Origin of the sequence: Flavisericum labens (assembly GCF_045446075.1) — a bacterium.
Lineage (GTDB): Bacteria > Bacteroidota > Bacteroidia > Flavobacteriales > Flavobacteriaceae > Flavisericum > Flavisericum labens.
The window spans coordinates 46,554-59,527 of record NZ_JBJJBQ010000006.1; the positions used below are offsets into that span (position 1 = coordinate 46,554).

Below are 12,974 nucleotides of genomic sequence, written 5' to 3' on the forward strand. Positions count from 1 at the left end.
GGGGGCGAACCACCACCCCCTCTCACTAAGTTAACAAAAAAATCAAACTAAACTAACTCATAAAAACTTAGTATTAATATCCTGGATTTTGTGTCAAATTAGGATTTCCACTTAAAGCAGTAGCCGGTATTGGAAATATTATTTTTGATCTATCAGAAGTATCAGTTTTTTGTTGAACAGGATCTAAGAAGGTACCAAATCGAATTTGGTCGTTTCGTCTCCAGCCTTCCCAATACAACTCTCTTGAACGTTCGTCCAAAATATCATCCAATGTTGTTCCTGTATAAACGGTTTCAACACCTCTTGCTGTTCTCAAATCTGTTAATGGCCCAGAAGGATCACCTCCCATTCTTGCCATGGCCTCAGCCTTCATTAAAACAACATCAGCCAATCTGAAAATTATCATGTCATTGGCAGGTCTGTCCAAATTGTTGTAATCAGGGATCCACTTGACAACTCTCATACCTTTCTCTTCAGTAGAATTTGCTAATTCAAATTCTCTAGTATATGATAATGGAGCTCCTTGTCTATCTAGAATTGGACTACCAGTTTGGTCAAATTGAGGACCAACCAATATACCCGCATTCAAACCTGAAACATCAGTTAAACCTGTATAACTACCACCTCTTCTTGGGTCGCTGGCATCAAATTTATCATATAAATCAGTTAAACCTACAAAACCGTTCCATCCACTAGGATTATGATTGTAATGCAGGGTCATTAAAGCTAGTCTTCTAATTTCGCCGCCAGTTGTATTATCGTTTTCTGATACGAAAATATTTTCAGTGCTTGCAGCTGTATTGTTTGGTGAGAATGTATCAAAATAATTTGCTTGAAGGCTAAATGGCCCACCGATAACCATATCACAATAATCAATAACTTTTTGCATATCAGCATTATCGAATGAAAAGGGTCCAGCTTGAGGCGTCCCATCTTCATCGGTGGCTTTGTAAACCGCTTTGTTCAAATACATTTTAGCCAGTAACGCTGCTGCTGCATATCGATTAGCTGTATTATTTTCTGATGTAGTAGGCATACTACTCATAACAGCTTCTAATTGTGAGATAGCTAAATCGATGCCTTCAGTTCTTTTTAAAACAATTGGAAGCTCTCCGTAGCTAGTTCCAGGCTCTCTGTAAGGTATTTGACCCCATAAATCGATAGCATTATACATGTAAAAACTTGCATAAAAAGTTGCAACGGCTTCTTGTGTTGCGTCAGGCTCATTACTCAATGCATCAATAGCTGCAAATAACCCACCTAAAAGTTGATCCCATGCACCATTAATCCTTGGATGTGATGAATTCCACTGATGTAAATGCAAAGCTCTCCAAGCACCACCATCATCCCAGTCTGCTCCCCTAGTAGGTCCCGCCATTTCATCCGATGGATGTTGCTGCAGTACAAACTGAAAATCAGTATTTTGAAAAGACCGCAATTGATTATAAGCAGATGAAATTTGCCCAGTAACAATTTCTTGTGATTCTAGACCACTTTCCTCTAAAAGCCCGTCTAAATCTTCTTCCAAATTAGTACACGAAAACATGAATGCGGCACTAATCGTAAAAATTAAATATTTTTTCATAATTCTTTTTTTTAAAAATTTAAATTTACTCCAAATGAGAATGAACGCGCTCTAGGGTAGCCTGAGTATTCAATTCCAAAAGATGGTACACCGTTTACTTGTCTATTTGTATTAACCTCTGGGTCAAAACCGCTATAAGGCGTTATGATAAATAAATTTTGTCCGGTTAGAAATAATCTAGCACTTGACACATATTTACCTAACTTACCTAATTTTTCAGAATTAAAGGTATATCCTACACTTGCGTTAGATAATCTAAAGAAATCTCCGGACTCTAAAAATCTTGTAGATACTATTGGGCTAGATCCCGGATCTTCTCCATTTCCAACTACACTAGTAATTACATTTTCGCCTCGGTTAAGAGCACTTTGGCTAAATAATGCATTTGCTGTGTTATTGTAAATCTCATGCCCGTAAGCTCCATAACCGTTCACTGCAAAATCCCAATCTTTATAATTTCCTCTTACATACAAACCAATATTCATATTCGGGTTTGGATCTCCTGCAAAGACTCTGTCACTTTGCCCCCCTGGTTGGTCGAAATTAGTGTCAACAGTCCCATCTCCGTTTGAATCGGCATATTGAGGTGTTCCACTAGAATCAAATCCTTCAAAAACTGGCAAGTAAAATGCATATAACGGTTGCCCATCATATAATAACTGTAAGTTCTCTCCAGATAAACCTTGTCCTGCGGCTCCACCTGTAGGCGTTCCAAAATTAGCAAAGGCTTCTTTACCATTAATTTCATTTTTCAAGAAAGATATATTACCGCCTACTTCTAAAGAAAAATCTTCTTCATCTATGGCTTGGTAGTTTAACCCAATCTCGATACCAGAGTTTATGATTTCATCGCTAAAATTAGCCCATGAGAACGAACCTACTGGTCCTGGTTGAGCCACTGGCACTCTAAACAATAAATCATCTGTGTTTTTTCTAAAGTAGTCAATACTACCAGTTAATCTATTGTCAATAAAACCAAAGTCAAAACCAACATTTAACTGTGTTGTAGTTTCCCATTTAAGATCAGAATTACCGATATTTAATCGGGTAACACCACCACCATCTTGTGGTGCGAAAACTTCTCTTGCTGCTTCAGCATTAAATTGTTGGTTACCTGTTTGCCCCCAACCTGCTCTAAATTTCAACTCACTAAATGCCTCAGGCAGAAAATCTTCTTCATGAATTTTCCAAGCTAATGCAAACGATGGGAAATAACCATATTTGTTATCCGCACCAAATCTACTAGAACCATCTGCTCTTACTGTAGCTGTTAAAATATATTTACTTTGAATGTTAAAAATACCTCTTGCAAAGAAAGACTGCAATGATATCGGCACAAAACCAACTAATCTATTTACTGGGTCATAAGAGATTGAAGATCTATCATTTCGCTCAACTGTATTTGCTGCAAAAATGTTTTGAAGATAAAAATTTTGGTCATCAAAATCGAAATCTCTAAGCGTTACATTTTCTCCAGTACCTCTATATTCTTCGTAAGTATGGCCAATAACCGCATCGATATTTAAATTTTCGCTAACATCTTTATTAAAAGATAAAGTATTTGTAAACAATTGATTTGTATATCTAGCATTTTGAGTGCTGGCATATCCCCTTCCATCTGTAACGTTTGTAAGTAGCAGTCTTGATGCAGCAAGTCCTCTAAAAGTGTTAGTTCTATCAAAACCAAAAGTAAACTGGTATTTTAGATAATCTGTAAACTTTAAACTCGCTTTAACATTACCAAATAGCTTTGTAGTTTCAGTATTATCACTAAAATAATCTAAAAATGCCAATGGATTTCTTTGATTATTCGAATTCTGAAAATAAGTACCATCTGGATTAAAGAAAGATTGTGTCGGGTTCCATTTTAGGGCAGATAGCATTAAATCTCCTTCCGCACCAATGGATTCGGATAATGCCGTAGCTTCACTTTCAATTTGAGATGCTGTTAAACTAGCGGATAGCTCAACCACATCATCAAAAAACTTTTGAGAAATATTAGTGTTCAAAGTATATTTATCCAATCCCGTATTTTCAATTACTCCTTCCTGATTTAGTAAACCTAAAGACACTCTGTATTTTCCAGATTCTGATCCTCCAGAATACGACAAATTATGCTCTGTAGTTAATGCATTTCTTGATATTTCATCAAATGCATTAACACTTCCTCCTTGATTTGCACTTGGGTTTGCGCTAGTAAATGCAGAAGCATCCAATAAATCAAATTCTCTAGCAACACTTGAAGTTGTTGTAGTAAATGAGTAGTTAAGTTTACCTTCTCCTCGTTTACCAGACTTTGTTGTAATAATAATAACTCCATTCGCCGCTCGTGAACCGTAAATAGCCGTGGCTGATGCGTCCTTTAATATAGAAATAGAAGCTATATCATTAGAATTTATGAAATTTAATGGATTTTTAGCACTAGTATTCCCTGAAAGTTCACCAGAACTGCTTCCTGCTGAGTTCGAATCGTTATTAAATGGAACTCCATCAATTACGTATAACGGGTCATTTCCAGATCTCACAGATGACGCGCCACGTATTCTAATTGAAGCACCTGCACCTGGTTCACCACTAGATGTTGTTACTTGCACACCAGCTGATCTACCTTGAAGTAACTGTTCTGGCGATGTAGTAACTCCTTTATTAAAGTCTTCAGTGTTTACAACATCAACGGCTCCTGTAGCATCTTGTTTTCTAACACTACCATATCCTACTATTACTACCTCATCAAGTTGGGCTGCATCTTCGGCAAGCGTTACATTAATAGTTGTACGACCATCCACAGAAACTTCTTGGGTTTGATACCCTAAAAAGCTGTACACAATAACAGCATTTGAAGCAATATCCTCTAACGTATAGAGTCCATCAAAATCTGTTTGTGTTCCTGTGGTTGTTCCTTTTACCACAATGTTAACCCCTGGCAATGGTCCAGAAGCATCCGAAACAACACCCTTAACCGTAACGGTTTGAGCATAAACAATACTTCCGCCCAACAAAAGGAACAAAAGCGTCATTCTTTTTAATAAATTGTTTTTCATGTTTAAGTTATTTAATTTAAAGTTTAGTCAATATTGGTTGTGAAGACTCTTAACCAATATGTAAACAAAGATGTCAATTATTGCAGCTTTGTTTAAAATAATTCCCAAAAAACAGTCTTAAAAAGTATCGAAAACGTTTTCGATTTTCATAATACTTTAAATAATAAGTACTATATATATGATATATTTATTCTTCAATATAATATTTTATTAATATAGTAATTTTAATAGGTTTTCACAAATACCATTAGTCTTAACAAATCAGGTTTCTTTTAATCCATTCATAGTAACCTTAATTAAGTAATTTTTATGAAAAAATGGCTTTATTAAAATGAAAGTTGTATTTTCATTATATCAAACTAACTATCGTCTAAACCAACTAATGAAACCTGCCACCTTAAAAGATATTGCAAAACAATTGGGTATATCTATTACAACAGTCTCCAAAGCTCTTAAAGATTACCCAGATGTAAGCGAAAAAACGAAAAAACGTGTTAAAGATTTAGCCGAAAGGTTAAATTATGTACCAAACTCATTTGCGGTTGGTTTACGCAAGCATGAATCAAAAATTATTGGGGTTATCATTCCTACTATGATTCATTACTTTTTCTCTACAGTAATTGACTCTATTATAAAGGAAGCCGAGAAAAGGAATTATATGGTTATAACCATGCAATCAAATGAAGATTATGAGCTTGAAAAAAAACAAATCGATTTATTGATAAACAAAGGGGTTGACGGCATTTTAGTTTCTCTGTCCAATAAAACGCGAGACTTTAGCCATTTGCAAAAAGTAATTGATTATCACATTCCATTGGTACTTTTCGATAAAATTGCGAAAATCATTAACTGTTCAAAAGTGGTTATCGACGATAGAAAAGCTGCTTATGACGCCGTATGCTATCTTATTAACAAAGGGCACAAACGGATTGCCCATTTTAGGGGGGATTTAAATCCACAAAACTCAATAGATCGTTTTTTGGGTTACAAAAAAGCATTACAGGATAATAATATTGAATTTGACCCTTCATTGGTTTATTTGTGCAATAATAACTCTGATTTTAGTGATGGTTATACCAGTGCCAAAAAATTGCTTCTAGACCATGGTGATAAAGTTGATGCCATATTTACCGTTAACGACCTACTTGCCATTGGTGCTATTAATTATTTTAACGAAAATAAAATTAAGATACCTGAACAGATAGCCTTGATTGGTTTCAGCAATTGGTTTATGTCATCAGTTATTTCACCATCTTTATCATCAATAGACCAACACGCCGGTAAAATGGGAGAAACATCGGTTAAGATTTTATTTAATGAAATAGACAGTAAGTTAAAGGAGGCTCCTTTTGAGCATCAAAAAATTATTATTGACACCGAATTAATTATTAGAGATTCTTGTTGATTTTCATTGATAAAAAAAAGCACTCAAAATATTCTGAGCGCTTTCTTAAATATTAGTGTGTTACTTTTAAAATTATCTGGCCATATCAATTAAGCGAGCCATATAGGTAAATTTCAAGTCGCGTGTTTTAAGACCTTTTTGTATAGCTTTCATCTGAGCATCGGTTGGTTGACCTCCAGAAGTATTTTGTGAAAGCGCTTGTTTAATATCTTCAAACATGTTAACGGTTAAATGGGAGGCATAAGTATCACTTCCTGTTGGCACCATAAATCGGCATAAGCCCCAATAGCCCTTTTCGCCATCGTCAACCATTTGTTGGTGCATAGGCTGAAACACTTCCATTTCTGCTTTTTCGTATGCACCATAATCTTCCATATCTACCTTCATAAAATCCATATTGGCAATGGTTCCTACTTTCATATCAAAATCACCTTTGGTCCCTGCTATTTCTTCCATAAAAATTCGAACGGCCAAATCTCTCGATTTTGCAGAACTCAGCATTTTTTTGTCAAGATCTTCATCTGACAGATCCGGATAAGCTTCTTTGACACGTTTCCACAAATTAGAATCCCCAAACATCTTTTCGGCACTTTCAAATAATGTTACGGTAACATACTGATACCCTTGGTCTTCTCCTCCAGGTAGCAACGCCCACAAATCCCATCCAATAATATCGCCTGCTTCAACGCGCTTTTGGTGGATTTTTTTCCAGAATTGTTCGGTTTCCATGTAATCGGACTCTTGTTCATTGTCCACTCCCATCATTTCGAAAACAATAAATAGTTTTTCTTGTGCCACCAATGGTGCACAGAATAAAACTACCATGGCAATAATTAGTAATTTTTTCATAATTTTTGGTTTTAGGTTGGTATAAATTAATTACCAAAACTAGAAGTGAAAAGAATGATAGATTTTAAAATCGAGCAACACCTAATGGTGCCTGAGTTTTTGAGAGGGGAAGTTCAAACGTTATTAAATGTACAACTTTTTTAGCTTGTAAACTTTTTAGTTGAAATTAAAAAAGTAAGATTTGGAAGAATCCCATTGCCCAATCATATTTTAGATATTCATACTTTATACCTTTTATTCAAATTGCTGAACCCGTAAATTTTCTATTTTAAAGGTTTTATCATTGGATCTTATTGAAAAATGATCTAAAGGTTGGTTAGGAAAAAATAATTCGGTCATAACCACTTTACCGTTCTCATAAAAAACCTCAACCGAAGTTTTATCTAAAATAATTTGAATATGTAACGTTTTTAATTTTTTTGACACTTCAGCTTTAGAAATACTAGGTGCGAATTTTTTAGAAAACCCAACCTTTCCAGATTTTTGTCTATCAAGAAAGTAATAGTTGCTAATGTTATTTAAACCTAAAGCTAGTGTGTCTCCTACCTTATTGTAAAAAAGTATATTATAAATTTCTTCTTTTAAATCTTTTAAATCGAATTCTAAACTAAACTTTTGCATGTTACAATTACTCATTAGGGCATCAATATCATTGTTGCTTATAGAATCCTTGGCAATTGTTTTTTTTGTTAAACCATAGAGTTCATCAACAGGCAAACTTTCCAAATAAAAGTTGTTCTTATTTTTTTTAAGTTTTAATTCTCTGGCAATAGTCATGTTGCTGCGCCATGTAAAAGTGGGTACGTCCCTGGCATAATCCCAATTAGACATCCAACCGATAAACAATTTTCTACCATCCGACTCCGGGATGTTAGACCACGTTACCCCTGCATAATTGTCTTTGCCATAATCAAGCCATACCGCATTTTGGTCTTTCAACTGATTTGAAAAATTAGAATCCAGTGTAAATGTTTTGCCATCAAAATCACCAACAAAATATTGGGTTGCACTGCCCCCATTTGGTCCTCCAGGGTTTATACTTACTATCAACACCCATTTGGTTTCATTGGTTTCATCAACTTGCATTGGGAATAAATCTGGGCACTCCCAAACACCGCCATGTGCTCCTTTGTCTGATCCAAATTCTGACTCTAAGACCCAATCCTTTAAGTTCAGCGAACTGTAAAACATCACCTTATCGCCTGCCGCCAAAGCCATAACCCATTTGCTTCGTTTAGTGTCCCAAATCACTTTCGGGTCTCTAAAATCCTTAATGCCAGAATTTTCAATTACAGGGTTTCTTTCATATTTAGTCCAAGTAAAGCCTTCATCCAACGAATAGGCAATAGCCTGGGTTTGATAATCCTTTCTACCATCTTTTTCACCTTGCATATTATGATAGGTAAACATAGCAACTATTGGAGCTACTCCATTTTTTCCAAACCCTGATGTGTTATTTTTATCAATAACGGCACTTCCAGAAAAAATAAGGCCTAAATCATCTGGATATAGAGCAATTGGTTTTTCATCCCAAGTAATTAAATCTTCACTCACAGCATGCCCCCAGTGCATGGGGCCCCAGACATTTCCAGAAGGATAATATTGAAAATACAAGTGGTATTTACCATTTAAATAAAACATACCATTTGGGTCGTTCATCCAATTGGCCTTAGGCGTAAAATGAAAATTTGGCCTGTATAGTCTTTCTTCAGTATCAATATGAGTTGCTGAAATAGATTCTACATTGTTTTTATTTTCATTTTTTTTACATCCTACGGTAACTGTTAAAACTGAAACTGTAAAAAGTAAAATTAGTAGGTAATTGTGTTTTCTATTTGTCATCTCGTATAAGTTTTTTACTTAATTCTTCCAGAGGAATGCCTTTAGTTTCTGGCATCATAAAAATTACAAATAATAATTGAAATACCATCATTATTGCAAAAACCATAAAAACAACCCCGGCTCCAATCGTTGAAAACAAAATGGGTACAAGTGAAGGTATAACCGCAGCTAAAACCCAGTGTACCGAACTACCAAAAGCCTGGCCCGAACCTCTTAAATGGTTTGGAAATATTTCGGATATGTACACCCAAATTACTGCCCCTTGCCCAATAGCATGTGCGGCTATAAAAAGGAACAAAAATATGGGTACCATTAAGCCTTCCCAGTCCAAAAAGAAAGCTAAAGAAACCAAACTCAATGAAATGATATATCCAATTGAGCCTATATACATAAGCATTTTTCTACCCAATTTATCAATGAGAAATACACCCAATAAGGTGAACAATAAATTAGTGACCCCAATGCCAATACTACTTAATAATGCGGTACTTTCGCCCAAGCCAGCTTCTTCAAATATTCTTGGGGCATAATATAAAAAAGCATTTATTCCAGAAAACTGGTTGAACATGGCAATTAAAAAAGCAAGCAAAAGTGGGAACCGGTATTTTTTCATAAAGATATTTTCGCCCGAGGTATGACTTTCATTTTCAACTTTTATGTTTTGCATTAAACGTTCCGAATTGCCATCCGGATTTATAAGTTCTAAAACTTTTTTGGCTTCCTTGTTTCTGTTTTTTGAAATCAACCAACGCGGACTTTTAGGAACTGTAAAAACAAGCAACGTATAAATAAAAGCAGGAAATGCTTCTACTCCAATCATCCATCGCCAAGCGTTTTCTCCAACATTCCGAAGCAAGTAATTGGATAAAAAGGCGATTAAAATACCAAGTACAATATTAAATTGATACAGTGCTACCAGCCTACCCCTATCTTTAGCAGGCGATATTTCGGAAACATAAGCAGGTGCTGCAATGGTTGACGCACCAACGCCCAAGCCACCCAAAAACCTGAAAAAAGCAAACACGTAAGGGTCGTTCGCCAGAGCTGAACCGACTGCCGAAATGAAATAGAACAGACCAATCCAGATTAAAGTTTTCTTCCTTCCTAATCTATTGGTTGGAATCCCACCTAAAAAAGCGCCAACAACCGTGCCCCAAAGTGCCATGGCCATGACCACGGAACCATGAAAGGCATCAGACGAATTCCAAAGTGCTTGCAACTTTTTGTCGGCCCCGGAAATGACCACAGTATCGAATCCAAAAAGAAATCCCGCCAACGCTGCGGTTATTGACCATATCAAAATTTTATTGTTCATAATTTAGTCTAGTTAGTTTTAAAACAGTTATGTAAAATAATTAATCTTTCCCTTTTAAGACACCTTATTTGGTAAAATGCACAATTTCAATATCGAAATCGATTTCGATATTTTTAACCACATTAATCCGCTACTTCATTTTGTAAATTTGAAAAAAAATATAAACTTGGGTGACTATTAACTTTTCTTTTGGAAAATATTTACCTTTAAGGCATACCATAATAGCATCGCATTATGAAACAAATTAAAAGCAATCACATTTTGGCAATAACTGTTGGCATTGTATATGTTTGGTTTGGCGTTTTAAAGTTCTTTCCTCATTTGAGCCCAGCCGAAGGTTTGGCAAAAAACACCATAGACATTATCACCATGGGACTTATCCCCTCTAACATTTCAATTATTTTGTTGGCTATTTGGGAAACCTTGGTCGGACTTTTATTGATAATGAATATTTATAGAAAAAAAGTAATTATTCTAGCTTTCGTTCATATCATATTAACCTTTGTTCCGCTTTTTATTTTTACTAAGGATGCGTTTGCCATACCCCCTTTTTCATTTACCTTGCTCGGGCAGTATATCTTTAAAAATATCATTATTATTGGGGCACTTGTTACCCTCTATAAATTACCAGAAAGGAAAGCGCTTGTTCGTTTCAATTAAACTAAAGTAGCAATTGCCCTTTATTGCCATTTTTTGAATGACTGAATAATACATTCATTTAAGACAGGTGACAACCCCATTTTTTCAGGAATTTATCTGCATATCAAAAAAAAATTAATATGAAAAATGTATTTAAATTATTAGCATTTTTAATGACCTCGTTCTTAGCAATTAATGCTCAAAATGATGGCTGGAATATCACCACAACAACAACTGAAAATTATACCGGAATTGTTGTTGCCAACGGCCGCATTGGCATTTTACCTTCTGGAAAACTTTTTAAAACTGAACAAATAATACTGAACAATGTTTACGATAAAGCATCTGTTTTAGGTGTCAGCAAAATTTTAAAAGGTATAAACTTTCAAGATATTCAATTAGAAATTGATGGTGAAGTAGTATCTGAAAAAAACATATCAAATTGGAGCCAGACATTGAACATGAAAGAAGCTTCGTTTACTACACGGTTTAATTTCAAAAATAAGGCAAATGTTTCATACACTATGTATGCCCTTAGAAATGTACCCTATGCCGGATATTTGGATATTTCTGTTGAAGCCAGAAATGATATAAATGTAAAAGCTATTGCAAGTATTACAACGCCAAGTGAATATCAAGACCCTATTAGTACTTTTAGAATATTGCAAGATCTAGAAACTACCATGCCTATTTTGCAAACAGTAGCCAAAAGTAGGTTAAACCGCCATACTGTTTCTGCTTCCGGTACTTTTATCTGGCATGACATTAATAGTAGTCGCGAACACCAAAGGCCAGAATTGCACCATAATAAAATTGATGAATATAATAATCAATTATCTTTCAGCAATAAAGTTAAAAAAGGAGCCTCTTTAAATTTTGCATGGACAGCATCGCAATGCACAACCCAAGATTTTAACGACCCCCAAACAGAATCTGAACGTTTTGTAATTTTTAACCTTTTAACACCAAAAGAAGATTTATTAAACCAACATAAATCGCTATGGAAAACCCTTTGGGAAGGAGACATTGTTATTGAAGGCGACCTACAATCACAACAGGATGTGCGTTTAGCACTTTATCACTTGTATGCTTTTGGAAGAGGTGATTCCGACCTAAGTATTGCTCCGATGGGGCTTTCATCTCAAAATTATAACGGACATATTTTTTGGGACACAGAATTGTGGATGTACCCACCATTATTGCTATTAAACCAGGGCATTTCTAAATCTTTGGTGAATTATCGCTCAGACCGATTGGATAAAGCAAAACAAAAAGCAATAAATTTTGGGTATAAAGGTGCTATGTTTCCATGGGAAAGTGATGATACCGGTGAAGAGGCTACACCAGCTTGGGCCCTAACGGGAACCTTCGAGCATCATATAACAGCCGATGTGGCCATCGCCTTTTGGAATTATTATAGAGTCACCAAAAATAAACTTTGGTTAACCGAACGTGGCTACCCTATGCTAAAAGAGGTGGCCAATTATTGGGTGAGCCGAGCTTTTAAAAATGAAGATGGGTCATATTCCATAAAAAATGTGGTTGGGGCCAACGAGTTTGCTCCAAATGTTGATGATAATGCCTTTACGAATGGTGCGGCAATCACGGCATTGAAGTTTGCAGTTTTAGCTGCTAATGAATTGGGACTAAACCCAAACAAAACTTGGAGCGAGGTTGCCGAAAACATTAAAATTCACAAATTCACTGATGGAACCACCATGGAGCATAGCCAATATAACGGCGACATCATTAAACAAGCCGATGTGAATTTATTAACATTTCCACTAAATATTATTTCAGATAAAGAAACAATTCTAAAAGATTTGAAATACTACGAGCCAAAACTTGCTAGAGAAGGCCCCGCAATGGGTAAATCCGTTTTTGCGGTAATTTATGCCCGATTGGGAGATGCCGAAAATGCCTTTAGATTATTTAAGGAAAGTTATGAACCGAATAAGCGACCTCCGTTTGGTGCATTATCTGAAACCGCAACGGGTCACGAACCATATTTTGCTACTGGAGCTGGAGGAATGCTACAAACAGTCCTTTTTGGTTTTGCCGGGTTACATTTAACTGAAGATGGTATTATCCAAAAGGCCCCTATTATTCCTAAAAAATGGAAATCCTTGACCATTAAAGGGGTTGGGGTAGATAAAAAAGATTATTACATAAAAAACTAAAATAGCCCAATCGAAAACCTCTGAGTATAAAAAAAGAGGTTATGTGAAAAGTCGTCATTCCGAACAAAGTGAAGGAATCTTTAAAAATCACGTTACTGATTATGAGATTACTTCGAAA

At 35.5% G+C, this 12,974-nt stretch carries 8 protein-coding genes; 3 read left to right on the top strand and 5 right to left on the bottom strand.

Features of this window, described 5'->3' with window-relative positions:
• Positions 1-73 precede the first annotated feature (73 nt).
• Complete coding sequence (locus tag ACIEHO_RS11080) at positions 74-1,585, bottom strand: RagB/SusD family nutrient uptake outer membrane protein (RefSeq protein WP_406971658.1); 1,512 nt, start codon at positions 1,583-1,585, stop codon at positions 74-76.
• Between the two features lie 11 nt (positions 1,586-1,596).
• Positions 1,597-4,626, bottom strand: coding sequence for a SusC/RagA family TonB-linked outer membrane protein (locus tag ACIEHO_RS11085; RefSeq protein ID WP_406971660.1), 3,030 nt, complete (start codon positions 4,624-4,626; stop codon positions 1,597-1,599).
• Between the two features lie 382 nt (positions 4,627-5,008).
• Here ACIEHO_RS11085 and ACIEHO_RS11090 point away from each other — a divergent pair, with 382 nt between their 5' ends.
• The gene (locus ACIEHO_RS11090; protein ID WP_406971662.1) at positions 5,009-6,031 is read left to right on the top strand and encodes a LacI family DNA-binding transcriptional regulator; all 1,023 of its coding nucleotides are present in this window, start codon (positions 5,009-5,011) and stop codon (positions 6,029-6,031) included.
• 72 nt (positions 6,032-6,103) lie between these two features.
• Here ACIEHO_RS11090 and ACIEHO_RS11095 read toward each other — a convergent pair whose 3' ends face one another.
• The 3 genes from ACIEHO_RS11095 to ACIEHO_RS11105 form a co-directional block, all read right to left on the bottom strand.
• Complete coding sequence (locus ACIEHO_RS11095; protein WP_406971664.1) at positions 6,104-6,880, bottom strand: hypothetical protein; 777 nt, start codon at positions 6,878-6,880, stop codon at positions 6,104-6,106.
• A 234-nt stretch (positions 6,881-7,114) separates the two neighbouring features.
• Positions 7,115-8,722, bottom strand: coding sequence for a glycoside hydrolase family 32 protein (locus ACIEHO_RS11100; RefSeq protein ID WP_406971666.1), 1,608 nt, complete (start codon positions 8,720-8,722; stop codon positions 7,115-7,117).
• Positions 8,712-10,037 carry a sugar porter family MFS transporter gene (locus ACIEHO_RS11105; protein ID WP_406971668.1) on the bottom strand — a complete coding sequence of 442 codons (1,326 nt, stop codon included), beginning with the start codon at positions 10,035-10,037 and terminating at the stop codon, positions 8,712-8,714. Before ACIEHO_RS11105 ends, ACIEHO_RS11100 begins: the two co-directional genes overlap by 11 nt.
• 234 nt (positions 10,038-10,271) lie before the next feature.
• On the opposite strand from ACIEHO_RS11105, the gene ACIEHO_RS11110 reads away from it, so the two are divergent.
• Together ACIEHO_RS11110 and ACIEHO_RS11115 are read left to right on the top strand one after the other, a co-directional pair.
• Positions 10,272-10,697 (top strand): doxx family protein, encoded by a 426-nt coding sequence (locus ACIEHO_RS11110; RefSeq protein ID WP_406971670.1) that lies wholly within the window; start codon positions 10,272-10,274, stop codon positions 10,695-10,697.
• Between the two features lie 119 nt (positions 10,698-10,816).
• A complete protein-coding gene (locus ACIEHO_RS11115) occupies positions 10,817-12,856 on the top strand; it encodes a glycoside hydrolase family 65 protein (protein WP_406971672.1) in 2,040 nt (679 codons plus the stop codon).
• Positions 12,857-12,974 lie beyond the last annotated feature (118 nt).